Raw genomic sequence first — 23,514 nt, 5'->3', positions numbered from 1 at the left:
TTAGGACTTTTTTTGTACACAAAATGAGGAGGTTTTCGAGTGGATTTGTTGAAACAGAAAGTAGAAGCAGATGGTGTCGTTATTGATGAGAAGATTTTGAAAGTGGACGGATTTTTAAATCATCAAATCGATGCAAGGTTAATGTACGATGTAGGACAAACGTTTTATGAGCAGTTTAAGGACGAAGGTATTACTAAGATATTAACAATAGAGGCTTCAGGTATTGCACCAGCTATCATGGCTGCAATGCACTTTGATGTACCGTGTCTATTTGCGAAAAAAGCAGTGCCGAGTACATTAAAGAAAGATGTATATCAAGCAGATATCCATTCATTCACAAAAAACACGACAAGTACGGTCATTGTTTCAAATGAGTTTTTAGGTGAGCATGATCGCGTATTAATTATAGATGACTTTTTAGCGAACGGCGATGCATCACTTGGTTTAAACGAAATTGTAGAAAAAGCGCACGCGACTACGGTCGGTGTTGGCATTGTAGTAGAGAAAAGCTTCCAACCCGGTAGAGAGCGATTAGAACAAGCGGGTCTTACGGTTTCATCACTATGTAAAGTTGCTTCTTTAAGTGGAAACAAAGTAACGTTTCTAGGGGACGAAGCATGAAGACCTTTTTCTTAAGTTTACAACATTTATTAGCAATGTATGCAGGAGCCATCTTAGTTCCTATTATTGTTGGAACAAGTTTAGACTTCTCTCCAGAAGAGATTGCATTCTTAGTTACAGTAGATATTTTTATGTGTGGTGTGGCTACATTTTTACAAGTTTGGAAAGGTACTGGTACAGGATTACCTATTGTATTGGGGTGTACATTCACTGCAGTTGCACCAATGATTTTGATTGGTCAGACAAAAGGTATTGGTGACTTATATGGTTCACTATTTTTATCAGGTATCCTAGTTGTTGTTATTGCACCATTCTTTTCGCATTTAGTGAAGTTATTCCCACCTGTTGTAACAGGTAGTGTAGTTACGATAATAGGGATTAACCTTATGCCAGTTGCAATGAATTATTTAGCTGGTGGAGAAGACGCAAAAGATTATGGTGATGCTACGAATATTATGCTTGGTGCAGCGACGTTAATTATTATTTTGATCGTTCAACGATTTACATCAGGTTTTCTAAAATCTATTGCTATTTTAATAGGATTGGTTGCAGGGACGATTTTAGCTTCGATATTTGGTATTGTAGATGTGAAGCAAGTTGGAACAGCGCATTGGTTTGCGTTACCGCAGCCATTTAGGTTTTCAACTTTCAGCTTTGACTTAGGTGCGACGCTTGTATTTTTCATCGTTGCATTAGTCAGCTTGATAGAATCAACAGGTGTGTATCATGCATTAAGTGAGATTACAGGTAAGAAACTAGAACGTAAAGATTTCCGTAAAGGCTATACTGCAGAAGGCATTGCGATTATATTAGGGTCAATTTTTAACGCCTTCCCATATACAGCATATTCGCAAAATGTTGGGTTAGTATCGTTATCAGGTGCTAAAAAGAACAATGTGATATATGGCATGGTGATATTATTGATCATTTGCGGATGTATTCCTAAATTAGGTGCATTGGCGAATATGATCCCACTTCCAGTATTAGGTGGTGCCATGATAGCTATGTTTGGCATGGTTATGGCATATGGTGTTAGTATATTAGGTAATATTAATTTTAAGAATCAAAACAATTTGTTAGTAATTGCTGTATCAGTTGGGCTAGGAACGGGTATAAGTGCAGTACCTCAAGCATTTGAAGCATTGGGTGAGCAGTTTGCATGGTTAACTCAAAATGGTATTGTACTTGGCGCGATTTCAGCAATTATTTTGAATTTCTTTTTTAATGGAATAAAGAGTCAACAAAATACGGAAGTTATGAAATAATAACTATAAAACAAATAATAGGAGGCTATACCAGTATGTGGGAAAATAAGTTTGAAAAAGAATCTTTAACTTTTGACGATGTGTTGTTGTTACCAGCAGAATCAGATGTTTTACCGAAAGAAGTAGATTTAAGTGTTCAATTATCAGAAGGCATTAAATTGAATATTCCTGTGATTTCAGCGGGTATGGACACAGTAACTGAATCGAAAATGGCGATTTCAATGGCGAGACAAGGCGGACTTGGCGTAATTCATAAAAACATGAACATTGAAGATCAAGCAGACGAAGTTCAAAAAGTAAAACGCTCTGAAAATGGTGTTATTTCAAATCCATTTTTCTTAACACCTGAAGAAAGTGTTTTTGAAGCGGAAGCATTGATGGGTAAATATCGTATCTCAGGCGTACCAATTGTTAATAGTAAAGAAGATAGACAATTTGTAGGTATTATTACAAACCGTGATTTACGTTTTATTGAAGATTTTTCAATTAAAATTTCTGATGTGATGACTAAAGATGGACTAGTTACAGCACCTGTTGGCACAACATTAGATGAAGCTGAAAAATTATTACAAAAACATAAAATCGAAAAACTACCTCTAGTAAAAGAAGGACGTTTAGAAGGTTTAATCACAATTAAAGATATTGAAAAAGTACTTGAATTCCCATATTCAGCTAAAGATGCACACGGTAGATTATTAGTTGGTGCGGCAATTGGTATCGCTAAAGACACAGACATCCGTGCTAAAAAATTAGTTGAAGCTGGCGTAGATGCGTTAGTAATCGACACAGCACATGGCCATTCTAAAGGCGTGTTAGACCAAGTTGCGCATATTAAAGAGCAATTCCCACAAGTAACATTAATCGCTGGTAATGTAGCTACTACTGCAGGTACAAAAGCGTTATATGATGCAGGTGCAGATGTAGTTAAAGTAGGTATTGGCCCAGGTTCAATTTGTACAACACGTGTTGTAGCAGGTGTTGGTGTACCTCAAATTACAGCTATCTATGATTGTGCTACAGAAGCACGTAGACAAGGCAAATCAATTATTGCTGATGGCGGTATTAAATTCTCTGGTGACATCATCAAAGCATTAGCTGCTGGTGGACATGCGGTAATGTTAGGAAGCTTACTCGCTGGTACTGAAGAAAGTCCTGGCGCAACAGAAGTATTCCAAGGTAGACAATATAAAGTATACAGAGGTATGGGTTCATTAGGTGCTATGGAAAGTGGTTCCAATGACCGTTATTTCCAAGAGGACAAAACACCTAAGAAATTCGTTCCAGAAGGTATTGAAGGCCGTATTGCTTATAAAGGTTCATTACAAGATACAATTTATCAACTTATGGGCGGCGTAAGATCTGGTATGGGTTATACTGGTTCAAGAAACTTAGAAGCACTAAGAGAAGAAGCACAGTTTACACGTATGGGGCCTGCTGGACTAGCAGAAAGTCACCCACATGATGTTCAAATTACAAAAGAATCACCAAATTATTCATTCTAAGTCAAAGGAGATTTAAAAGTTATGGAAATGGCGAAAGAGCAAGAGCTCATACTTGTTTTAGACTTTGGTAGCCAATACAACCAATTAATTACGCGTCGTATTCGTGAAATGGGAGTGTACAGTGAATTACACGATCATGAAATGAGTATAGATGAAATTAAAAGTTTGAACCCTAAAGGTATTATCCTTTCTGGTGGACCAAATTCAGTTTACGAAGAAGATTCATTTACAATTGATCCAGAAATATATAATTTAGGTATTCCTATTTTAGGTATTTGCTATGGTATGCAACTTACAACTAAATTATTAGGTGGAAAAGTTGAGCGCGCTAATGAACGCGAATATGGTAAAGCAGTTATTAATGCTAAAACTGATGAATTATTCTTTGGTTTACCAGAAGAACAAAATGTTTGGATGAGTCATTCGGACAAAGTAATTGAAATTCCTGAAGGTTTTGAAGTTATTGCAGATAGCCCAAGTACAAGCTATGCAGCTATCGAAGATAAAGAGCGCCGTATCTATGGCGTACAATTCCACCCAGAAGTACGTCATACAGAATTCGGTAATGATTTATTACGTAACTTTGTACGTCGCGTCTGTGATTGTACAGGCCAATGGTCAATGGAAAACTTTATCGATATTGAAATTGAAAAAATCCGCAACCTCGTTGGCGATCGTAAAGTCCTTTCTGCAATGAGCGGTGGGGTAGATTCATCAGTAGTTTCAGTATTACTACACAAAGCAATCGGTGACCAATTAACATGTATCTTCGTAGACCATGGTCTTTTACGTAAAGGTGAAGGCGACATGGTAATGGAACAATTTGGTGAAGGTTTCAATATGAACATTATTCGTGTGGACGCACAAGAACGTTTCATGAGTAAACTAAAAGGTGTATCTGACCCAGAACAAAAACGTAAAATCATTGGTAATGAATTTATCTATGTATTTGATGACGAATCGTCTAAGCTAGAAGGCGTAGACTTCCTAGCTCAAGGTACATTGTATACGGATGTTATTGAATCAGGTACGAAAACTGCACAAACAATTAAATCACACCATAACGTTGGTGGATTACCAGAAGATATGGAATTCCAATTAATCGAACCAATCAATACATTGTTTAAAGACGAAGTACGGGAATTAGGTATCGAATTAGGAATTCCAGAACATTTAGTATGGAGACAACCATTCCCAGGTCCTGGACTTGGTATTCGTGTACTTGGAGAAATCACAGAAGATAAACTAGAAATTGTACGTGAGTCTGATGCGATTTTAAGACAAGTTGTACGTGAAGAAGGTCTTGAACGTGAGATTTGGCAATACTTCACGGTATTACCAGGCATCCAATCTGTAGGTGTTATGGGAGACTACCGCACGTATGATCACACAGTAGGTATTCGTGCTGTAACTTCTATTGATGGCATGACAAGTGACTTCGCACGCATTGACTGGGAAGTCTTACAAAAGATTTCAAGTCGTATTGTAAACGAAGTAGACCACGTTAACCGCGTCGTCTATGACATTACATCTAAGCCACCAAGCACAATCGAGTGGGAATAATATATAAGCATATAAAAAGAGTTAGAAACGTTGCTATAATGCACTTTCTAGCTCTTTTTAATTTGCCTTGAATACGTTTTGAATACGTTCGGTCTAAAAATTGATATAGTTAGCGAATTTATCGGCAACTTTATCACGTTGTTTTTCAGTAACATGTGCGTATATATCCATTGTGGTTTTAATATCGCCATGACCTAACCTATCTTGTACTTCTTGTATAGTTAGACCAGCTTCAAATAAAAGCGAACAATGAACATGACGAAAACCATGTACCTTAATGCGTTTAAAGTTGTTGTCGTTACAAATATCACTTAACGCTTTATTAACATGTTCAGGATATAAAATTTTATTAGTAGTAACATCAGTAAATACATGCTGCTTCTCATCCATCGTATTGTGACCGAATTTCAACGACTCAATACGTTGTTGCGTTTTCCAATACTTTAATACATCTAACGTTTTATCATCAATACTGATTGTTCTTAATGATGATTTAGTTTTAGGTGCTTGAATAACCAGCTTGTAGTCTTTACCTCTAGCACATGTTTTATTGATAGATATAGTTTTCTTGTCAAAGTCGACATCTTCCCAAGTTAAAGCCATCAATTCACCACGTCTAAAGCCCGTAAACGCCAAAGTTCTAAATATGGCATGATACATTGGTTTATCTTTTACAAAGCCTAAAAACGTCTGTAATTCGTCGCTAGAGTAATATATGATTGTATCATCTTGCTTAACTTCATTCTTACGTGGTTGCTTCGTATGCTTAAATGGATTATCGGCAATGATTTTTAAATTCACAGCATAATCAAGCACGTTAGACGCATATATTCTAATTGCCTTCATATCCTTATATTTTTTATTCCATTTATTAATAACCTTTTGACAGTAAGGAATAGTAATTTTCTTAACTGGTATATCTTTAAAATGTTCTAGTATTGCAGTATCAAATAATGTAAGTACACGCTGGTACGTGCTTTCTCTTACAGTATTTTGATATTGTTCTAACCACAACTCGTAAACCTCTTTAAAAGTTGTAATTTCGTTATTCAAAAATCCGTTTTGTTGTACTTCTGTTTGCAACTTAGCTTCTGCAATTTTTGCTTCTCTTTCAGATTTAAAACCACGTCTAGTAGTACGTTTTTGTTTTCCAGTAACTGGATCAATGCCTAAATATGCAACAAACATATAGGCGTTAGTACCGTCTTTTTTCTTATATTTCTTAATCATAAAACCAATCCTTTCCTCTTTGCCCGCATGCGTGAGATTGGATTGACACACCAATAAGGAGTGGTTACCTCATGGTGTGATTAATTATTTTAAAGTTATTTTTTTAAGCATATCAAATTTTGTATCACTGAATAAATGAATTAAGATATTATCATTTTTACTTAAATAGCCCTTTTCATTTGATAATTCTTTTCCTATGTTTTGATACAGCTTGTCAATTGACCTATTCAAAATTTCATTGATTAAATTAGTTTTAAAATTTACAGATAAGTCCGACAAAAAGGAATAAAAGTCTTCATTGTTATAAGAGTCAGACCCTTCCAAATCTACTCTTACATAAAAATCTATATTTTTATCATCAGTAGGTAAAATTATGAATTTTTCTGTAGCATCGAAAACATAAATTGAAATATAAAAGGTACGTTTGTAGAACTGTTTTTTTAAAGTGATAGATATATTATTAAACTCTTCTGACCCACTACTAAAATCAGCATCATCTATATTTATCATATACGGTGCATAATCAAAGAATTCACAAGGGGTAATATCTAGATAATTACAAAGCTTATCAATAGTGTCGAACTGCACTCCTTTACCTGAATTTTCAGCTAAAGCCATTAGCGTAGTTTTTGAAATTCCAGTTTCTTCATATAAATCTGATATTTTAAGTCCTCTTTCAGCCATTAACACGGATAACTTACTTTGAATCATATTTGAACCTCTTTTCCTATTTGATTTTTTCAATATAAACATACAATACCACAAAATAACAAACATCGCTAAAATATTATTGAGTATTGAGTTTAATTATTGAGTATTGACATATGTATCAATTCGTTGTACTCTGTAAATAGTTAGCGATATCAAAAAAATATAACAGACTTGTAGGAGGTGGATATATTGAAAAATAACTTTAGAATTTTGCTAGCTATGAAAAAACTTAAAGTTTCTGACGTTTATAAGGACACAGGCATAGCAAAAACTACTTTGTATGGGTTATATAAGGAAACAACTAAGAATCCAGATACTAAAACAGTAATGAAGTTATGTGAGTATTTTGAAGTAACGCCAAATGAATTTTTTGGTATCAAAGAAAGCGTGGTGAATTAAGTGAACCAATTACTAAGTAACGAAGCTAGTCAACAACTTGTGAGTGACATTATAAGTCTTGCAGAGAAATTAGCTATAGAAAAGGCTAGGCAGTCACAGAAACGTTGGCTAAGACAAAATGAAGTGATGAAAGAGTACCGATGTACACATGCAGATATTACTAATTGGGAAATTGCAGGACTTCGTAAACGCAGACAAGGAAAATCATGGTATTACGATCGTAAAGATATTGATGAAGTATTAGAAACATTAAAACAATAAACGCCCGCATGCGTGAGAGGAAGAAAAATTATGAAAACCTACTTGATCTACATGCTCACATTATCAATAATCACAGTATTTTTAGCTGTACTAACTGATATGTTCGTAGCATTTGCATTATATATTGTCGCATCAGCAGTTGGAATTAAATTTACAAATTTGGAGGAAGTATAAAATGAATAAAAAATTTGAAACAGTAAAAATTAATGATTTGAAAGTAGATTATAGTTATCGTTCCACAAATAATCTAAATGCTGATGGTATTGTGGAAAATTTCAACAGACTTGCTATAGGTTACATCACAGTCAGTGTAAGACAAGATGGCTTATATATTATTGACGGAATCCGTCGTGTTGAAGCGTTAAAACAATTAGGTTATGAAGAATGTCTCGCTGAATTGCTATATGGCCTAACTGTTGAAGATGAATCTAGAATTTTTGTTAGTAAAAATGAATTTCATGGTGAATTCGACGATGAGTATGACGTATACCTAGATGATGAAGAAATGATGGAGGAAAATTAATATGAAAATTAAAGAATTTAAAAGCAAATATGGCAGAGAGATTACACTAATGCTAATAAGCGAGCGTATCAATAATAGAAATTTAAGTAAAGATGATAGAGAAGTACATGAGATGGAACTAATTCAAGAATACATGAAACATCAAGGCGTAAACGATAAATACATTGGTGAATTAGATATTTTAGATATGATTCAAGACTTTGAAACGATGGCTCAAATGTCAGTATATGCAACAAACATCTTAAAGAAAATGCGAGTTAAAAATTATGATATAGCAAATGAAATTAGTTACTTCTCACGAGAAGACGACTTAAACAATCTCTATCTTGCTAAGCTAGAAATTGAAAAGTTAATCAAAGTGATCGAGAGAAATAGACCAAATTACATTAATTTTTATAAGGAGAGTAAATAACATGTTATACACAGAAAAAGTTAACGAGTCAGTGGAATTTGCAGATTTGAGAAATAAGATTCAGAGCGTTCTCGACTACATCGGTATGGAATCATCAGAATTAGAAGATGAAAGAGAACATGCAATAAAAACGAATCAACCTGTTTATCATCAAGCTGTTAATAATAACATTAAACAAAATTACATTATCTCATCGACTTTACAAGCTATTAGAACAGATATTGAGCATATGCACGATGATATCCAAATGAATATTAAGCAAGAAAAAAAGGCATTATCACAAGCCGGCAAGCAGAATGATAACGCCTAAACACAGATATTTAGTTAAATACCTAACAAGAATATAACATAAATGAAAGGATGGTTGTATGGACGAAACAACACTATATAAAAAACATTTTGAATTTCATTCAAATTTAGATTATATCAATACAACAAGTTTATCCAAAATCAAGGAGATCAGTAAGCGAATCAATTTCGCTTCTATCTCTGGTGATAAACAAATCTTTAATAATAAAGGAAATTTATATCATCGTGAAAAGAACGATATAGGTGATTACATTAGTAATCTTACTTTAGATTATATCATAATTCCAAAAGAAATTGGAGTTATTTATGGGATTGTAAACACTAAAATTATAGAAAATGATAACGGTGAAGAAGAAAAGAAGGCAAGTTTTAAAGCAGATGCATTTAACAATTATGCAAGATTTATTGCAGATCTAATATCAGGTAAAGTGATTTATTCAGATGAACTAGATTCATTTTTAATAGTGAAAAGTAATACCTATGAAGTGATAGATGAAACTAATTTTGCATTAAATTATCCAGTCGATAATAAGCATCAGATAAACGATTTTTTAGACGTCATGCTTGAAATGTATCGAGAACATTTAAATATTGAACACGGATACAATATTCTTCCGTATACGATTGCAGGTAATGACTGGATATATGATTGTAGGAATTTAGAGTTTAAGAAAAAAACACTTAATTTAGACGAATTATACGTCAAAAAATATGATGTAAATGAATCTGATATTAATTTAGAAACACCTAAGAAATTTTATGATTTAGTAACAGAAAATGATAAGAGTAAAAATAATTTAATGTTAATGCACGCTTATACAATGTATCGCAAGATGAAACTCATACAAGCTGAGAAATGGTTTTTGATGAAGGATTTCGGTAGGTCGGGCAAAGGTTTACTAATGACTACATTTGATGCACTGTTACAGGTTAATAAAGTTAACTTTGATAGTTTATTGTCTTCAGGCTTTGAAGCATCTAACGAATGGATGAATTTTTACGGTGCCGATATTGCACATGCCAATGAAACTGGTGAAATTACAAAAGTGATGATGCGTATATTACGGAAAATTGCTACTGGAGAAACAATTTCTGGGCGTGGCATTCAAAGAAATAGTTTTAAATTTACAAATAGAGCAGTTTTAATTCTTGATACTAATGAAAATGTAGACACAGGGGAAATTACAGCGAACACTACAAGAACAATTAAAATTTCACTCAAAGATAGACCACTCAATGAAACAGATGAAGAACGTTATCAAATATTCAAACCATATTGGGATTTCGTGCAACCTAATGGTAAAAAATCAGTAGTAGCTGCAGTTTCATTTTTGATTGTGAGTTTAGAGTATCTGAAAGAAATTGGTCGAGAGTTTAATTTTAGTGATGTAACACTTAAAAACTATTTTAGCGAAGATGAATTGACTGAAACACAAGTTTCTTTATTGAAAGCATTATCTAGGCAAAATTTCATATTTGCTGGCGATGAAACATTACAAAAGTTGATTGAACAAGATTATAAAAGTTTACGCTACAAACAAGCTAAAGATGATATGAAAAAAATTGGTATCAGTCTTAATAATCAAAAAAAGATAGACGGTGTAAACACAAGAATCCATGAAGTGGGCAATACAGAATTATTCAATATGGCGTTAAATTTAATTAATCAATAACAAGCGTTACCGTAACTCTTAGGTAACTCTTATAGTAACTCTCAAATCATTGTAATAACAGTCGGTAACTCTTGTAACGCTAATTTCTATAGCATTTTTTATAAATGAAATTATCTTTTACTACTATAGAGAAAATAAGAGTTACAAGCGTTACCGTAACTCTTAGGTAGGAGGTATTCAATGACAGGTTATCATGTAGCAAAATATTTATTAAAAAAGAATATTCAAGTTATACCTTTAAATGAGTACAAAAAGCCAAGTGTTTCATTTGCTGATATAGATATTACTGATGATTTCATTGAATATCACTCTAATATATACAATCAAACAAATGTGTTAGGTGTTCTCACACGTGGCGTGTGGTGCATCGATATTGATGTAGATCACGCTAAAGGTAAAAACGGATTCGAGAGTTTAAAGATGATTCCTTACAATGATGAGATTGTAGCAAATGCTCAAAATACTTTGGTACAAACTACACCTAGTGGTGGCAAGCACATAGTATTCAAAAAACGTGTCGGTATTGAATACGGTCAAAAAATAGATTATTTACCATCAGTAGATATAAAGGCACATAATAATAACTATTTTGTGTTAGGAAACAGTCGAACACATAAAGGTACTTACAAACACAATGGTATAAATGTATCTGAATATAACGGAGAATTTGAAAATCGTATATTTTCTAAACGTGGCAATTACACACAACAAGTATTAGAACCGTATTCTATGAAACGAGTGTTATCAGACTATAATTTTGACCATTTAGGTGCTGGTAAAGGTGGATTAGGTAAGCAAGCCTATCAACGTATTGTAAATGGTGAAAGTGAATATAGAAATGATGATTTATATAAAGCAGCAAGCTATGCGAAGCAATGTAACATCGACATTGAACCGTTGCGTATATTAATTGGGGATAATAAAAACGGCGATATATTCGATGAGAGAAGTTGGGAGGCGACTGTAAGAAGTGCAGGCTACTAATATTGAAATAAATTATGATGAACAAGCAAATAAGGCAGGTTTAATAGTTGGGATATCAGAAGAAATGTATTTCTGTTCAATAAGTAAGGTGTCGCAAGTATATGTTGAGTATATTGATAATAATTGGGTGGCATGGCGTGAAAGCTATGTACCCAATAGTAATAGGCGCACCAGTTATAAAATGATTGCTCATGGTGGCTTTGAATTAGTAATGGCACGTACTAAGAATTATTTAGGATATATCAAAAAGAATAGAGGGGGAAGAAAATGAGATACCTATACAACAGTGGCAACAGATATGGAACAGTAGTAACTAAAAATAATACACACCGTGTGATTATGGATTATCCACGTGAAGTATTTAACTTTAACGATGATGAATTGCAGCAGTACATGTTAGATAACAACTTAGGTTTTAATGCAATTGATTTTAACGATATGACAATGCAGCAACTTGAAACAGTATTAATGTGGTGTAAACAGTTAGAGCCTATGAAATCAGTTAATTACAATTGTTCTAGCTATAACTTAAAGCATATGTTTGAACGTGAGTCTTATGGCTTTTATATATCAAATGGGAATATGAAAGAAGTCATGGCACTTGCTGGATTTAAGCCTAAGAGCGCCGACGATCTCAATTGGTTTTATCCGATAAGTGAGCGTAGTATTAAACAACTTTAAAAGTAAGATATTCATTTGAAATTGTATAGCTACAAATTATTAGAAGATATTAAAGATTGTTTATATCTATATTATTAAAGGGGATACGCACATGTGGTATAGAGATGTGGTTAATCAAATTGTTGCAAGATTACCGACCGATATAAGTAATGTATCAGAAAGTTATTTAGATACTGTGATCAAGCGATATGTAACTAAGCATGAAGATATTGAAGAAGTGAAACAATGCATTAACGATATGAAACAAAGTAAGCAAATTAAAACATACAAAGATTTTATAACTAAACAATAAGGAGTTTTTTAAATGGCTAAAGTAAATGAAAAATCAATCGAAGTATTCAACAAGGTAATTGAACCAAAGATAGAGAATAAAAAATATGCAGCTTTAGAAAAGATTAAAGTAACTGACAAACTTAAAGAGTTTGATTTCAAGATGTCGCACTATCGCAATGAAGAAGATTTTGCAATGATTGCATCACTTAAAAAGGAACAAGGAAAACTTGAGAATGAGATTGTGGCATTACATGACCAAAGTGAAGATGATAATCATAAGTTGTTAGATAAAGATATTAAAGACTTTAACAGTGCTTATGATAAAGAGGTTAAAGAATTAAGAGAGATAAATAGTAAATTAATTCAAGATTTCAATAACAAATTGCAAGATGCATATGAAGTCTATGAAAAGATTGCAGCTAATAAGGTAGAAGCTATTCGCAGAGCATCAAGACGTAATTATATGAATAGTGCAATTAGCAATCCAGACCAATGGAGATTGAGTTTACAACGCAGCACAAGTTTAGTTGATGATCCATTCAGAACAGATACAGACCCAACTATTTTAGCGAATACTTTTAAAGAGAAACTATTTAACATAAACAGTCGTGCAGATTCAGAATACAATAACGGAAACCAAAAATGGTAGAGGGGGAATTTAAATGAGTTATACAGTATTAAGTCCATTAGAACAAGATTATGCATTAGGTTTTGATGAAAAGAAAAACACTATTATTTTAAAACCATTATATTCAGATTCGAAAGTTGGAATTGCTAAATCAGATGGATTAACTAAATCTAATGTGAATTATAAGAATGGTTTACTTACGAGCAGAGTATTTAAAAACTTTAAAGATACTGATGGAATAAACATTGTGTTAAATAATAGCGAAAGTTCATTCGTTGCTAACAGTCAAGATATTGGCGTACTTACTGTTATTAAAGAAGAGTTTATAGGTTTTGGTATTCAAGTTGATAAGGTGAAAGATAAAGGTGAAGGGCTAAAAGAATTAGTAGACATAGCAAAGAATAAGCGTTCGGTATCAGTACAATGTTATGCCAGTACATTAGGTATGGATGGTACAACGATTGGTAACATTGATAAGATTGAATTAATATCGGTGAACACAAAATAAAGTAATTATAAAATAGTATTGTTATAATATGGTTTATGTAGTATAATGTAAGTAGGTAGAAATCTACCTTGAATGCTTTATAAATCATTCAGTCTATTCTTCTGGTATCAATTAATCGCTTGTTCTTGAAAGTAACATACAGATAAACCCTTCCTTTATACGCCATCATCACTTGTCCTGTTCTTGTACTTGTGGTGGTGGCTATTTTAATATTAAGAGTTCATACAGACATATACAGTTTGATAGATCATACATTCAGTAATCATATCTAACATGTGATTGATGTGTGATTAACAGATTGATATAGAACATTGTTAAAGCAAGAGAATGATTCTATCTTGTTGTGTTGTTATAACAAGATAAGTATTCAAGATAGAAAATGATTGAAGTTATATTGAATGATGAATAAGTAATTAGTTCAACAATGATAATGAGATAAGTAAATGTAATCAATTGAATGATTAGATCATAATGAATTCATTTATATTATCAAAAGAAGAATGATTAACTAAATAACTTTGATGAACAAACTTAAAAGATAAATGATTACAAAATGTTTTTGTTCTTCAACTTAAAATTAAATTCAAAATAATTTATTAAAATAAAAAAATAAACATTCAACATGAACATCAATACAATAAGTATCTTCATACTTATTCAATAGGTTAAATGCTTAATAGTGTTAATAGGTTTATAGCAAATAGATAACTAATACAAAGGTCATAACAGTTTAGCGATATCAATGTGAATAGATTGGTTAAGTACTCATAAAGCGAGTGTAATAGCTTATCTAAATACAGTTATAGCAGCTATTAATATACATGATAAACAGAGCAATAAAATGCTTAATATCAAGACTTCATACAAGGCATTTAGAGCCTGTTTCAGAGCATGTTATAACACTGTGATTAAAGGCTTTGTAAATAATAAATGCACGTAGTATTAATACAGCTATTGGCAACAGGAGAGGAGTAATTAAAAAGGGAGGCATCCTATAGGCGCCCACTATATTTTTAATTTTTTTAAATCGGTCGACAGGTAATCTCGCTAGAATGTTGAAAATGAAAGTTGAAAATGTGTAAAGAAAAGTAGCTTTACATAGTGAGAAAATCATTTAGAAAAGGGGAAATTGAATGGCTCAAAGAAAATTATTGTCACAGCAAAAGAGTAGATTAACTACAGAAGCACAGGAAACTAAGCAAGCTACAGAAGAAGCATTGAAACAACTTACTAAATTACAACCAGAGCCACCTGAATGGTTAGATGATACAGCCACAAAGGAATGGCACAGGATATTCCCGTTACTAGAAGAATTACCAATAGCTAGTTTAGATTTAGCACTTGTATCAGCATATTGCACAGCGTATTCGGACTATATCAATGCAACTATACGAATGAAAAATGAAAGTGCAATTATAGAAACGGAACGTGGCACGAAACTTAATCAGAATCACGCTATTAAAAGAGATTCACTATCACAATTAAATAGTATTGCGCCTAAGTTGGGACTTACTGTGGAATCAAGATTGAAAATATTAGATCCTTCAAAAGAAAAAGTGACTGGAAAATCAGTTTTTGACATATTCGGTATGGATGATGACGATTAAAAATAAATTTGTTTCATTATAAGTGTCTAGGAGGGCTACTATGATATTAAAACGTTGTAAATCAGTTTTGTGGTATAAAGAAGAAATGAAAATTACTGAATATGAGTTGCTAACTAATTACAATCCACAATTCATTAATAGTAAGATTCGAGCAATACAGGAACAAATCAATGCAATGTATCATCTTAATACATCCCATACAGTGTGTGATGAAATCGCTGGTGTTATTACAGTTTCATATCCATTAGATAAATTAGTTATATGGATAACTGATCAAAAAGATGAATTGAATCGTTTTAAAATTAATAGTACCAAGAAACTCAATTTATTGAAGAAACTTATCAGTAACTATACACCTAAGGAACAAAAAGAAGTGATGAGATATTTCAAATCTAATGGGAGTAACAAGCCTTATAAGACAATTGATAAGTTACAGGAAGATTTATATAAGATACATCACAATAAACGTATAGAACGCAATGAACAGCGTGAAAAAGAGAATGAAGTTATATATCAAAACTTTGTAGTAGAAGTGAAAGAAAGCTTAAATAAAGAGCGTGAGGAGTTGGTTGTGTGATTAGAGGATTAGATAAAGTAGATTATCCAATATTAGAAAAATACATGCGCAATTATCATAGTATGGTTGATACTTATAAGAATAAACCTGGTGATGTGAACGAATTAAAGTATATGAACCTAGAATCAATTGTAAAGGGGATTACAGAAGTATATAACGATAGTGAAGTTAAAGTGCAACAGATTATTAAACTCACATGGTGGAAAGATAAGAAGTATACAGATGAAGTGATAGCAAGTGTTATAGGTATCACAGAATACACTTTAAGACATGCTAGAGAGGTTATATTAAAGCGTGTAGCAAAGGCAGTAGAATATGTATGAGGTATGACAAAGCAACTGTAAAAGAGTTCATATTAAACTACCACAAGATACAAGATAATAGCTATACATGTGATGAAGATGTTGGGATTGATGACTTTTTTAATGTTAACAATCAAGTAGAAACTCATGAGATAGATAATAGCAACATTGAAGATGTGATATTCTATAATGAACTAGAAGCTGTTATTGAAAGAGTAGCGACTGAAAAAGAACATAATTTGTTTTTATTAATTTGTAATGGTGTTAGTTTTGAAAAGGCTGGAAATATATTTGGTGTTAAAGAGGCAAGAGCTAAGCAAATGTTGAATAGATTGTTGGATAAGTTGGAATGAAAAACTAGGGGTAGGCACTTATGTGCTTGCCCTATTTTTTTATTTACATATGCGAACAAGTGTTCTATTATATTCATGAGGTGATTATATGATTCCAAATTTAGATTGGAATAAAAACTTTCAAGAATTTCAAGAAATATTAAATTCTGGTATTAATCCAGAGTGGTTATATAATGCTAAAGCGAATATGGTTTTAAACCCAGCTTATACTGGTGAAGGCAAGCAATTTTTCTTTACAAAAGATATTATAAAAGCTAGTAAAACGATTCCATTTTTTTGAGGTGATTATATGAAACCAATCAATCCAGATGTACCAGATGAATACAAATACGAAACTGATTACCGTAATATACCTAGAGAGTATCTTAATCCACGTATACCAGAAGGTAGAGGCATCATTAAGTGGCAAGCCTTTAAGACGCTGCCTGAGCAATACGAGCAACTAGAACAATACATACAAGACCAAAATAAAATTGAAAAACCGATATTAGACGACGATCAGTTGAATGAATTAAATAACACATTAATTTTCAAAATGTACAACGACCCATCTATTGAATTGCGTTACTTCGAAAATGGATATATTAAAACGAAAGTAGGTTACATTCATAAAGTAGATGTGTATACTAAAACACTGCACATGTATGAAGATACTGGAATGAGTGTATTGAATTTAAAAGATATTGTGGAGATAAAATAAGCCCACCTAAATGAAAAGATGGGGTTAACTATTTGATTTCTATAATATTTAAACCTTCTGAAAATTCAGGGGGTTCGAAGAAACTAGAAACATATTCGAAAGTTTCTTTAGTATCGAATTGTTCTCTTTCTGGTTCTTCACTACGTCTTATATTAATTTGTTTCAAACATTTATCATCACTTATATTGAGAAAAATTAATTGATGATTTGCATTAATTTCTGAAGCTACACTTAATAGCCATTTTCTTTGAGTTTTAGTGTTACCTGGAAAATCTAATACTACATTACTACCGACTTTTAAAATTCGCTGGATGTGCTCTTTCAATAATGGTTTTATTAACTTTGAGTAACTTAAGTAATCATCAAAATCATTTATTTGATTTGGATATAATTTTTCTAACCATTCATCTTCAGACAATAAAACTGCATTTTCAGTTTGTGCTATCTCTTTAGATCTAGTTGATTTTCCTGCTCCCATTTTTCCTGAGAAAAAATATAAAGTTCCTAAATTATTCAAATTTATGTACCTCCGATTTTTTTGAAAAGTGTGTAAACGAATTCTTCTTGTGTTGATATTAATTATATGAAAAATTATATTAACAAACAACCCCCACTCATTTATATGAATAGGTGGGTTGTTTTGTATGTCAATTAAGATGAAAAATAATAAGGGTAGGTGGACTACCCTTATTATTAATTTATAGCCATCCGAGACTTTTAGCAATTGTGAAACCTAAACCAACTATACCAATAGTCCAACCTATAATTGTGTTTCTATTTTGCTTTGCTTCTTTGTCTAATTCTTTATTGTTTTTTAGTAAAATATTTTCAACTTCAGAATTAGTAGGTAACTTACTAATAGAATTTTGCATTTCACTGCGTAAATAATTAGAATTAGTATTCATTTCTGTACGTAAACTATTCATATTATTGCTCATATCAGTTCTGATGCTATTCATGTTGTTATTCATATCAGTTCTCATAGCACGCATTTCATCTTTGAATTCTTTTATTCCATTATTAAATTCATCTCTAGTTACATAGTTGTTCATATCGCCACCTCCGGATTCATCGTTTTTATTTAATTCCATTATATCATCTTTTTGATTTTTAGTATCATTCATAAAATTGACTGGAATATCACCATTTGGATATATTCTGTTTAATAAAGTTTTGTGAGGTACAGGCTCTAAATTACTCATTATTAATCTCCTTGTGATGATAAATAGGTATTTTAGTACTTAAAATTTCGTTCTGTTGTGGCCAAGTCATCCAATTCATAAAAGTATCTTTGTCAATTTCTTCTTTACCAATTTCTTCAGGCAAGACTAATACTTTTAATTGTTGATAAATATTAGTGAAATCGTAACTTCTATTATTAGGTTCAAATTTATATAACGTGAATTGGATTGTTTCATAAGGTTTTTTCATGGTTTCGGCATTTAAATTTAATGTCCAAAAATTACGTAAATCAAAACCGATACCTCCAACCTTATCGTATAATAGAATTATTAAATATAATTCATTATCTGTATTATAAGGATTATCAATTTTGTCTAAACCACTCAAAGTGAATTTAATACCTAATTCTGCGTGTTCATATAACAATGAAAAGTCTAGCAATGGATCATGTTCAGGTTTGCCTGTTTGACCTATGTAAAACTGTAAATTACTTAGTGTAGGTTTTATTTCTAAATTACTATTTCCAACACCCATTCTACATACCCCCTTATTTAATTTTTTTATATTCAAACACACGCAATGCCTCAAACTGAAATTATTAAAATTCGTGCAACTTATTAATGGATATTGTAAAAAAGATAATGATTTAATTGTACTATATCTAAAAAATAATGGTGATAACAAAAAGTTATGATTAATATAAAAATTTAAGAATTTGTTTATATTTAATGATAATATGGACATAATTATAGAACGTCAAACGAACAACTATACGTTAATTTATTTCTCGATGCAGCACAGGGCGAATGTGAGAGTGGGATATTTGATAATTATGAGCAATTCTTACGGGCGATGTAATCGAGTGCTCGCTTGAAATGTGGTACGTATCAGAATTTCGTTGTGCAACAGTTGCACGGCGACCAATTAGAAAATTTAGAGACCTCAAAGTTGAGGAATCACACGGCTCAATTATGAGCTTTGGTTAGACAAAAAAGTTTAACCAATATGTAAAAGTACACACAAAAAAAGTGCGCGTACTATTACTCAAAAAAGAGTAACAGCAAACGGACAAAATTGTCTGTAACTAAAAAGTCCGACGTCGGACCATTTCAAATGTTGAACAGGTTCAACAATTTATATGTGAGGTGAAACAAATGGCATATCATTTTAATAATAGAATATCTATCATTGGTATCACGGAAGAAATGAATGATGAAGGTGGATTTGAAGAAGTAGAAGCTGAAATCGCTAAACCATGGGCAGACATTAAGACAATGCGAGCAGGTGAGTTTGAAGCAATGGGATTCAGTGTCACAAATGTACCAATAAGATTTATTATTCGTTATCGTAAGGGTATCGAGTTAGATCATAAAATTAAATACAATGGAGATATGTATAAGATTGAATCTATCGAAAATGACGATGGTAAAAATTATACATTAACGATATTTGCAAATAGAAATGAAATGTAACATTAAACCATTACCTTATTACGGAGTAGAGGTTTTTTGTGTTCTGAGAAATGCCTTATGTTGCATCGAGAATTGATAAAGCGGGTATACGGTTGGTTGATTACGTCCATAAAGAAAGCACACCTAAATGAATAGGTGTGTTCCGAGGATCGATGACAATAAAGCAATTTTATTTTAGTATGTTCTTACTTTTGGCACTTTATAATTTTTTATAAATCTTTCGATTTCTTCAAAAGATTTTGAGAATAATATTTTGTCTCTATCTTCTTGAGTTAAAAATTGATTTGAAACCATTTGGTCATAAAATTGTTCAATAAGTGAATAATAGTTGTTTGTATTGAAGAAAATACAAGGATTGTCATTTTGTCCAACTCTTGTCCATGAAACAACTTCCGTTATTTCTTCTAGTGTTCCAGGACCACCTGGTAAGGCTATACATACATCGCCTTTTTCTAAAATGGTTTCTTTTCTTTCAGACATACTTTCGACGATTATTAATTCGTCTAATTTATCATGTGCTAATTCCCTTTCTTGTAAAAAAGTAGGCATTACGCCGATTGTTTTTCCGTTATTATGTATTACAGTATTTGCTAATATACCCATTAATCCAGCATTGCCACCACCGAAAACTAAAGAGTGATTATTTTTAGCTATCCATTCCCCTAATTGAATAGCACTATTTTCATACTCTTTTTGATTTCCTTTGCTGGCTCCACAATAGACTATAATATTCATTTTTACTACTCCTTTTTTCATTTTTTATGTTAAACAAGATGGAACAATTTTTGAGGCGATATTTGAAACGAGTTTTTCTAGTCATGGTAATAATTATATGAAAAATTGTTTTATAAAACAAGGCCACCTATATTGATAGGTATCTCACGCATACGGGAATGAATACGTAATTGAATACGTAATTGAATACGTAAATTTTAAATTATTGGTAATTAACTAGAATAAGTGCAATATTAAAACACTGATATATCAACTGTTAGCAAGTATTATAAAACTATGAAAAGTCACTACTTCATCGAGTGGGAATAATATTGTAAAATGAAACACCCTCTTAGGCCATAGGCTTAAGGGGTGTTTTTGTAATTTTCCGAGATAGATAATTTTAATAAACAGGGATGAAACAAAAATACTAGAAATGTTTATGTATATATATTTTAAATTGACGCCTATATTTATAAGTCTAGTATTTAAAAGTAAAATAGCTAACAGAATATATTTAGGTGGGGTTATAGGTTTAATAAGTGTGGTGGTAATTCTATTCCCAGACTTAAACCAACTTACAAGTGAGTTTATAATAGGCATAGTAATGGCTTTAATAGGTACTATAATCACATCTATTGGAGATGTATTATCTTTATACAATAATAATACTAATCCTGTTTTAGCAAACACTATAGGTATGTTATCGGCAGTTCTATTTTTAGTTATTTATACTGGGTTTAAAAGCTATTCATATACGTTGCCACAAGAGCCGAATTTTTGGTTCGGATTACTATACTTAGCTATATTATCTTCATTTTTAGCGTGGCTATTCTATTTAAAATTGATCAGTAATATTGGGGCCTCTGAAAGTGGGGATATGGTTGCGATGTTTCCAGCAATAGGAAGAGGCAGAAGTATCCTTATGGGAGAGACTCAAATCAGTTTAAACCTAATTGTGGGCATAGTTCTAGCTTGTCTTGGTGCATATTTAGCATTAAAGAAAAAAGAGATTGTCTGATTTAGATAATTCCAAAAGCAACAAAAGGGTGACTGTTATTAGAGTCGCCCTTTCAAAGGAAGAGTGTTTTAATTTATTTTTGATTTTTAAAATACATTAACGTTATGACTATAGAGTATACAAATAGGAATATTATGATAAACATCGCCATACTAAAACCTCATTTCGTTCAACTACAAATATAGTTTGTCGCGCCTATACAACCTAATGAAGTAATTAAGCCACATATTGTTGCTATACCGAAGCCACCCAAACCTTTGGTAATACCTAAAGCAACTAGCCCAACAACCTCCAGCACCACCAGTACCACAAAGTGATCCTACTGCCCATTCACACCAACCTCGTTCTTTGTGAGGTAAATTTTTATAAGAGTCAGCTTCAATTTCTTTCTTAGAAGAAACTTTGAAATTTTCATTATACAATTTACCGTCTTTGCCGAGATTAAAATTATAATATGGTTTGTTATTTAAAACTCCTTGTAAATTAACAAACTGGTTACCATTATGTTTTACAAATTTTGTGTACATTGAGTGGGCATAGAAAACTTTTCCGTTGGCTTCATTATATTTCAGTTCAACCATCGCTAAGTTATTATTTTGTTTAGCAAGGTTTTTACCAAAGATATAATTGATAGAGTACACATTTGTGTTCTCGCCTTTGTTTAGGTGAACGATTACATTTTCATCATTTATAGAGTCAATAGAAGTTGAAGTGGCATACTCTTTATACTCTTTGGAAGTTTTAATTATATTAATTATTTTTTTCTTAGTTTTAGTGCTGACATTACTTTTAGGCTTATGGACTCCTTCGCTGGCTGCGTGTGCTTGTTGAAAAAATGGAATAATGCTAAAAGAAATTACTAATACTAGCGATAAAAATGAAAATAAAAATTTTCTCAAAATAATTAACTACTTTACGCTCTTCCTTCATTATATTATATCATGAAATTATCATAGAAATTATTTATTGTATCATTTTTTATATAAATTATTTGACTTCATATTGTTCATTTTTTACAATGTGTGACTATTAGTAAGTGGCAACAAAGATTTAAAAAATTCATTGCATTCTAGTTTTATAAACAGTCTTCTTGTATTAATCATAGTACCCGATTTGTCTTCATCAACGAAAATACCATCATTAATCATTCTTATTCTCAAATCCACAAAATATACATACAAGAAAGGCAACAAATACTGATGGTACAAATAATGATACTACTAAAAGTGGTGTAGACATAAGTAAATAGTTATAATCATATTTATATTTACCAAAATTCATACATATCTTCCATTCCGTTTATTCTGCTTGTTTCGTCTTTTACAATTTATGTAGGCATTAATATCTAACGTTAGCAATGATGTGAAAAATATTAATGCGATTATAGATGTAACTATATAAGCTGTATTATCTTTAGTTATTATGGTGTATATTGCAAATACAATAAACATTAAAGGTATCGGAAAAGGTTTTAAAAATATCTTTCTAACATCTTTAGTATTTGATTGAGAATCGTTATATTTCATGAAATCCCTCCTATGTAATTGGTACTATTATTTCTCATAATTATCCATAGTAGTGCCATCTTTCTTAACTTGTTTACTGTTTGCTCTTAGTAATAATATCGTATTACAAACAAATATAATTGCTAATACGATTAAAGCTGTTGATCCACCTATATTGGTGAAATTCAATATAAATAGGATGATCATAAGCGCAATGTTAATTGTGCTGTGTATAAACAGAGACTTGCTCATTTTAATTTCCCCTTAAGTGAATTGGTTTCTAAAAAATTTTAAAGACTATTAGATGTTCACTTACTAGTTTAATTTCTGGTGATTATTATAAATTAGAAACTTTCGTGTCACTATAAAGTATGCCGACGCCACAGCCGCTATAACCCATTTGATAATCGAATTTAATAATCTCGATATATGGATTTTCTGTTAAAAATTCATTCACTTTTTTATTTAATCCTTTTTCTGTCATTGAAGTAAAATTTATGAATTTCATAATTGCATCAATCCTTTTTTATATTATGTA

The 23,514-nt window shown here is 31.8% G+C and carries 35 protein-coding genes; 25 read left to right on the top strand and 10 right to left on the bottom strand.

What is annotated here, in order from left to right; genetic code table 11:
- Positions 1–39: 39 nt before the first annotated feature.
- The 4 genes from xpt to guaA are packed head-to-tail and all read left to right on the top strand — an operon-like array spanning position 40 to position 4,951.
- Positions 40–621: a xanthine phosphoribosyltransferase gene (xpt, locus tag AOB58_RS08175; protein ID WP_002506048.1), complete on the top strand. Its 582-nt coding sequence runs from the start codon at positions 40–42 to the stop codon at positions 619–621.
- Complete coding sequence (gene pbuX, locus AOB58_RS08170) at positions 618–1,886, top strand: xanthine permease PbuX (protein WP_002506047.1); 1,269 nt, start codon at positions 618–620, stop codon at positions 1,884–1,886. Before xpt ends, pbuX begins: the two co-directional genes overlap by 4 nt.
- A 35-nt stretch (positions 1,887–1,921) precedes the next feature.
- Positions 1,922–3,388 carry an IMP dehydrogenase gene (guaB, locus tag AOB58_RS08165; protein ID WP_002506046.1) on the top strand — a complete coding sequence of 489 codons (1,467 nt, stop codon included), beginning with the start codon at positions 1,922–1,924 and terminating at the stop codon, positions 3,386–3,388.
- A 21-nt stretch (positions 3,389–3,409) separates the two neighbouring features.
- Positions 3,410–4,951: a glutamine-hydrolyzing GMP synthase gene (guaA, locus tag AOB58_RS08160; protein WP_021339649.1), complete on the top strand. Its 1,542-nt coding sequence runs from the start codon at positions 3,410–3,412 to the stop codon at positions 4,949–4,951.
- 93 nt (positions 4,952–5,044) lie between these two features.
- Here the strand turns inward: guaA and AOB58_RS08155 are convergent, their stop codons facing one another.
- Both AOB58_RS08155 and AOB58_RS08150 read right to left on the bottom strand, forming a co-directional pair.
- Positions 5,045–6,181: a site-specific integrase gene (locus tag AOB58_RS08155; RefSeq protein WP_064783253.1), complete on the bottom strand. Its 1,137-nt coding sequence runs from the start codon at positions 6,179–6,181 to the stop codon at positions 5,045–5,047.
- 84 nt (positions 6,182–6,265) lie between these two features.
- The gene (locus AOB58_RS08150; protein WP_064783251.1) at positions 6,266–6,892 is read right to left on the bottom strand and encodes a helix-turn-helix domain-containing protein; all 627 of its coding nucleotides are present in this window, start codon (positions 6,890–6,892) and stop codon (positions 6,266–6,268) included.
- A 189-nt stretch (positions 6,893–7,081) separates the two neighbouring features.
- On the opposite strand from AOB58_RS08150, the gene AOB58_RS08145 reads away from it, so the two are divergent.
- The 19 genes from AOB58_RS08145 (at position 7,082) to AOB58_RS08060 (ending at position 17,082) form a co-directional block, all read left to right on the top strand.
- Complete coding sequence (locus tag AOB58_RS08145) at positions 7,082–7,291, top strand: helix-turn-helix domain-containing protein (protein ID WP_064783249.1); 210 nt, start codon at positions 7,082–7,084, stop codon at positions 7,289–7,291.
- Positions 7,292–7,552: a hypothetical protein gene (locus AOB58_RS08140; protein ID WP_002512000.1), complete on the top strand. Its 261-nt coding sequence runs from the start codon at positions 7,292–7,294 to the stop codon at positions 7,550–7,552.
- 30 nt (positions 7,553–7,582) lie between these two features.
- Entirely contained in the window at positions 7,583–7,726 is a 144-nt protein-coding gene (locus AOB58_RS13655; protein ID WP_167708146.1) for a hypothetical protein, read from the top strand.
- A gap of 1 nt (position 7,727) precedes the next feature.
- Entirely contained in the window at positions 7,728–8,075 is a 348-nt protein-coding gene (locus AOB58_RS08135; protein ID WP_237283141.1) for a hypothetical protein, read from the top strand.
- Between the two features lies 1 nt (position 8,076).
- Positions 8,077–8,487 carry a hypothetical protein gene (locus AOB58_RS08130; protein ID WP_064783247.1) on the top strand — a complete coding sequence of 137 codons (411 nt, stop codon included), beginning with the start codon at positions 8,077–8,079 and terminating at the stop codon, positions 8,485–8,487.
- 1 nt (position 8,488) lies between these two features.
- Positions 8,489–8,797, top strand: coding sequence for a hypothetical protein (locus AOB58_RS08125; protein WP_064783245.1), 309 nt, complete (start codon positions 8,489–8,491; stop codon positions 8,795–8,797).
- Positions 8,798–8,855: 58 nt separating this feature from the next.
- Positions 8,856–10,469, top strand: a complete 1,614-nt coding sequence (locus AOB58_RS08120) for a hypothetical protein (protein ID WP_064783242.1) — start codon at positions 8,856–8,858, stop codon at positions 10,467–10,469.
- 180 nt (positions 10,470–10,649) lie between these two features.
- Positions 10,650–11,453: a bifunctional DNA primase/polymerase gene (locus AOB58_RS08115; protein ID WP_064783241.1), complete on the top strand. Its 804-nt coding sequence runs from the start codon at positions 10,650–10,652 to the stop codon at positions 11,451–11,453.
- Positions 11,440–11,724 carry a hypothetical protein gene (locus AOB58_RS08110; protein WP_064783239.1) on the top strand — a complete coding sequence of 95 codons (285 nt, stop codon included), beginning with the start codon at positions 11,440–11,442 and terminating at the stop codon, positions 11,722–11,724. The genes AOB58_RS08115 and AOB58_RS08110 overlap by 14 nt, the downstream gene beginning before the upstream one ends.
- Positions 11,721–12,134, top strand: coding sequence for a hypothetical protein (locus tag AOB58_RS08105; protein WP_082920400.1), 414 nt, complete (start codon positions 11,721–11,723; stop codon positions 12,132–12,134). Before AOB58_RS08110 ends, AOB58_RS08105 begins: the two co-directional genes overlap by 4 nt.
- A 91-nt stretch (positions 12,135–12,225) precedes the next feature.
- Complete coding sequence (locus AOB58_RS08100) at positions 12,226–12,426, top strand: hypothetical protein (RefSeq protein ID WP_064783237.1); 201 nt, start codon at positions 12,226–12,228, stop codon at positions 12,424–12,426.
- Positions 12,427–12,438: 12 nt separating this feature from the next.
- Complete coding sequence (locus AOB58_RS08095; RefSeq protein ID WP_064783235.1) at positions 12,439–13,056, top strand: hypothetical protein; 618 nt, start codon at positions 12,439–12,441, stop codon at positions 13,054–13,056.
- A gap of 13 nt (positions 13,057–13,069) precedes the next feature.
- Positions 13,070–13,543 (top strand): hypothetical protein, encoded by a 474-nt coding sequence (locus AOB58_RS08090; protein WP_064783233.1) that lies wholly within the window; start codon positions 13,070–13,072, stop codon positions 13,541–13,543.
- 1,133 nt (positions 13,544–14,676) lie between these two features.
- Complete coding sequence (locus AOB58_RS08085; protein WP_064783232.1) at positions 14,677–15,150, top strand: phage terminase small subunit P27 family; 474 nt, start codon at positions 14,677–14,679, stop codon at positions 15,148–15,150.
- Between the two features lie 40 nt (positions 15,151–15,190).
- Positions 15,191–15,727 (top strand): hypothetical protein, encoded by a 537-nt coding sequence (locus AOB58_RS08080; protein ID WP_064783230.1) that lies wholly within the window; start codon positions 15,191–15,193, stop codon positions 15,725–15,727.
- A gap of 44 nt (positions 15,728–15,771) precedes the next feature.
- Complete coding sequence (locus tag AOB58_RS08075) at positions 15,772–16,050, top strand: hypothetical protein (protein ID WP_064783591.1); 279 nt, start codon at positions 15,772–15,774, stop codon at positions 16,048–16,050.
- Positions 16,047–16,382 carry a hypothetical protein gene (locus AOB58_RS08070; protein WP_064783228.1) on the top strand — a complete coding sequence of 112 codons (336 nt, stop codon included), beginning with the start codon at positions 16,047–16,049 and terminating at the stop codon, positions 16,380–16,382. The genes AOB58_RS08075 and AOB58_RS08070 overlap by 4 nt, the downstream gene beginning before the upstream one ends.
- Positions 16,383–16,470: 88 nt before the next feature.
- Entirely contained in the window at positions 16,471–16,662 is a 192-nt protein-coding gene (locus tag AOB58_RS08065) for a hypothetical protein (protein WP_064783226.1), read from the top strand.
- A gap of 9 nt (positions 16,663–16,671) precedes the next feature.
- Positions 16,672–17,082: a YolD-like family protein gene (locus AOB58_RS08060; RefSeq protein ID WP_064783224.1), complete on the top strand. Its 411-nt coding sequence runs from the start codon at positions 16,672–16,674 to the stop codon at positions 17,080–17,082.
- A gap of 28 nt (positions 17,083–17,110) precedes the next feature.
- Here AOB58_RS08060 and AOB58_RS08055 read toward each other — a convergent pair whose 3' ends face one another.
- The 3 genes from AOB58_RS08055 to AOB58_RS08045 all read right to left on the bottom strand — a co-directional run bounded on the left by AOB58_RS08055 (position 17,111) and on the right by AOB58_RS08045 (position 18,798).
- Positions 17,111–17,599 (bottom strand): P-loop nucleotide/nucleoside kinase family protein, encoded by a 489-nt coding sequence (locus tag AOB58_RS08055; RefSeq protein ID WP_002455578.1) that lies wholly within the window; start codon positions 17,597–17,599, stop codon positions 17,111–17,113.
- A gap of 181 nt (positions 17,600–17,780) precedes the next feature.
- Positions 17,781–18,284: a hypothetical protein gene (locus AOB58_RS08050; protein WP_002455577.1), complete on the bottom strand. Its 504-nt coding sequence runs from the start codon at positions 18,282–18,284 to the stop codon at positions 17,781–17,783.
- Entirely contained in the window at positions 18,277–18,798 is a 522-nt protein-coding gene (locus tag AOB58_RS08045; RefSeq protein ID WP_037554460.1) for a hypothetical protein, read from the bottom strand. Before AOB58_RS08045 ends, AOB58_RS08050 begins: the two co-directional genes overlap by 8 nt.
- A 620-nt stretch (positions 18,799–19,418) precedes the next feature.
- Between AOB58_RS08045 and AOB58_RS08040 the strand changes: the two genes are divergently transcribed.
- Positions 19,419–19,736: a phage head closure protein gene (locus AOB58_RS08040; protein ID WP_037554456.1), complete on the top strand. Its 318-nt coding sequence runs from the start codon at positions 19,419–19,421 to the stop codon at positions 19,734–19,736.
- A 174-nt stretch (positions 19,737–19,910) separates the two neighbouring features.
- Here AOB58_RS08040 and AOB58_RS08035 read toward each other — a convergent pair whose 3' ends face one another.
- On the bottom strand, positions 19,911–20,471 hold the full coding sequence (locus AOB58_RS08035; protein WP_002455574.1) for an LOG family protein: 561 nt from the start codon (positions 20,469–20,471) through the stop codon (positions 19,911–19,913).
- Positions 20,472–20,892: 421 nt separating this feature from the next.
- Between AOB58_RS08035 and AOB58_RS08030 the strand changes: the two genes are divergently transcribed.
- A complete protein-coding gene (locus AOB58_RS08030; RefSeq protein ID WP_226957284.1) occupies positions 20,893–21,471 on the top strand; it encodes a DMT family transporter in 579 nt (192 codons plus the stop codon).
- Positions 21,472–21,644: 173 nt separating this feature from the next.
- On the opposite strand, the gene AOB58_RS08025 is transcribed toward AOB58_RS08030, so the two are convergent.
- From AOB58_RS08025 to AOB58_RS13645, 4 genes are all read right to left on the bottom strand, one after another.
- Positions 21,645–22,370: a halocin C8 precursor-like protein gene (locus tag AOB58_RS08025; protein ID WP_237283139.1), complete on the bottom strand. Its 726-nt coding sequence runs from the start codon at positions 22,368–22,370 to the stop codon at positions 21,645–21,647.
- A gap of 241 nt (positions 22,371–22,611) precedes the next feature.
- Entirely contained in the window at positions 22,612–22,752 is a 141-nt protein-coding gene (locus AOB58_RS13650; protein WP_021339652.1) for a hypothetical protein, read from the bottom strand.
- Between the two features lie 272 nt (positions 22,753–23,024).
- Positions 23,025–23,228 (bottom strand): hypothetical protein, encoded by a 204-nt coding sequence (locus AOB58_RS08015; RefSeq protein ID WP_021339654.1) that lies wholly within the window; start codon positions 23,226–23,228, stop codon positions 23,025–23,027.
- Between the two features lie 85 nt (positions 23,229–23,313).
- On the bottom strand, positions 23,314–23,484 hold the full coding sequence (locus AOB58_RS13645; protein ID WP_021339655.1) for a hypothetical protein: 171 nt from the start codon (positions 23,482–23,484) through the stop codon (positions 23,314–23,316).
- Positions 23,485–23,514: the final 30 nt, after the last annotated feature.

Origin of the sequence: Staphylococcus sp. AntiMn-1, assembly GCF_001663395.1 — a bacterium.
Taxonomy (GTDB): domain Bacteria; phylum Bacillota; class Bacilli; order Staphylococcales; family Staphylococcaceae; genus Staphylococcus; species Staphylococcus equorum.
Note: the sequence above shows the minus strand (reverse complement) of the source record. Positions and strands in the feature narration are given on the sequence as shown.

Bases quoted from the DNA above. Each gene is read 5' to 3' on its own strand.
- AOB58_RS08065 (WP_064783226.1), top strand. From the start codon at position 16,471: ATGATTCCAAATTTAGATTGGAATAAAAACTTTCAAGAATTTCAAGAA.
- AOB58_RS08075 (WP_064783591.1), top strand. From the start codon at position 15,772: ATGCGCAATTATCATAGTATGGTTGATACTTATAAGAATAAACCTGGT.
- AOB58_RS08080 (WP_064783230.1), top strand. From the start codon at position 15,191: ATGATATTAAAACGTTGTAAATCAGTTTTGTGGTATAAAGAAGAAATG.
- AOB58_RS08105 (WP_082920400.1), top strand. From the start codon at position 11,721: ATGAGATACCTATACAACAGTGGCAACAGATATGGAACAGTAGTAACT.
- AOB58_RS08095 (WP_064783235.1), top strand. From the start codon at position 12,439: ATGGCTAAAGTAAATGAAAAATCAATCGAAGTATTCAACAAGGTAATT.
- AOB58_RS08120 (WP_064783242.1), top strand. From the start codon at position 8,856: ATGGACGAAACAACACTATATAAAAAACATTTTGAATTTCATTCAAAT.
- AOB58_RS08015 (WP_021339654.1), bottom strand. From the start codon at position 23,228: ATGAGCAAGTCTCTGTTTATACACAGCACAATTAACATTGCGCTTATG.
- AOB58_RS13650 (WP_021339652.1), bottom strand. From the start codon at position 22,752: ATGAATTTTGGTAAATATAAATATGATTATAACTATTTACTTATGTCT.
- AOB58_RS08090 (WP_064783233.1), top strand. From the start codon at position 13,070: ATGAGTTATACAGTATTAAGTCCATTAGAACAAGATTATGCATTAGGT.
- AOB58_RS08050 (WP_002455577.1), bottom strand. From the start codon at position 18,284: ATGAGTAATTTAGAGCCTGTACCTCACAAAACTTTATTAAACAGAATA.
- AOB58_RS08035 (WP_002455574.1), bottom strand. From the start codon at position 20,471: ATGAATATTATAGTCTATTGTGGAGCCAGCAAAGGAAATCAAAAAGAG.
- guaA (WP_021339649.1), top strand. From the start codon at position 3,410: ATGGAAATGGCGAAAGAGCAAGAGCTCATACTTGTTTTAGACTTTGGT.
- AOB58_RS08155 (WP_064783253.1), bottom strand. From the start codon at position 6,181: ATGATTAAGAAATATAAGAAAAAAGACGGTACTAACGCCTATATGTTT.
- AOB58_RS08060 (WP_064783224.1), top strand. From the start codon at position 16,672: ATGAAACCAATCAATCCAGATGTACCAGATGAATACAAATACGAAACT.
- AOB58_RS08135 (WP_237283141.1), top strand. From the start codon at position 7,728: ATGAATAAAAAATTTGAAACAGTAAAAATTAATGATTTGAAAGTAGAT.
- AOB58_RS08040 (WP_037554456.1), top strand. From the start codon at position 19,419: ATGGCATATCATTTTAATAATAGAATATCTATCATTGGTATCACGGAA.
- AOB58_RS08030 (WP_226957284.1), top strand. From the start codon at position 20,893: ATGTATATATATTTTAAATTGACGCCTATATTTATAAGTCTAGTATTT.
- AOB58_RS08115 (WP_064783241.1), top strand. From the start codon at position 10,650: ATGACAGGTTATCATGTAGCAAAATATTTATTAAAAAAGAATATTCAA.
- guaB (WP_002506046.1), top strand. From the start codon at position 1,922: ATGTGGGAAAATAAGTTTGAAAAAGAATCTTTAACTTTTGACGATGTG.
- AOB58_RS08125 (WP_064783245.1), top strand. From the start codon at position 8,489: ATGTTATACACAGAAAAAGTTAACGAGTCAGTGGAATTTGCAGATTTG.
- AOB58_RS08085 (WP_064783232.1), top strand. From the start codon at position 14,677: ATGGCTCAAAGAAAATTATTGTCACAGCAAAAGAGTAGATTAACTACA.
- AOB58_RS08070 (WP_064783228.1), top strand. From the start codon at position 16,047: ATGAGGTATGACAAAGCAACTGTAAAAGAGTTCATATTAAACTACCAC.
- AOB58_RS08130 (WP_064783247.1), top strand. From the start codon at position 8,077: ATGAAAATTAAAGAATTTAAAAGCAAATATGGCAGAGAGATTACACTA.
- AOB58_RS13655 (WP_167708146.1), top strand. From the start codon at position 7,583: ATGAAAACCTACTTGATCTACATGCTCACATTATCAATAATCACAGTA.
- AOB58_RS08150 (WP_064783251.1), bottom strand. From the start codon at position 6,892: ATGATTCAAAGTAAGTTATCCGTGTTAATGGCTGAAAGAGGACTTAAA.
- AOB58_RS08100 (WP_064783237.1), top strand. From the start codon at position 12,226: ATGTGGTATAGAGATGTGGTTAATCAAATTGTTGCAAGATTACCGACC.
- pbuX (WP_002506047.1), top strand. From the start codon at position 618: ATGAAGACCTTTTTCTTAAGTTTACAACATTTATTAGCAATGTATGCA.
- AOB58_RS13645 (WP_021339655.1), bottom strand. From the start codon at position 23,484: ATGAAATTCATAAATTTTACTTCAATGACAGAAAAAGGATTAAATAAA.
- AOB58_RS08045 (WP_037554460.1), bottom strand. From the start codon at position 18,798: ATGGGTGTTGGAAATAGTAATTTAGAAATAAAACCTACACTAAGTAAT.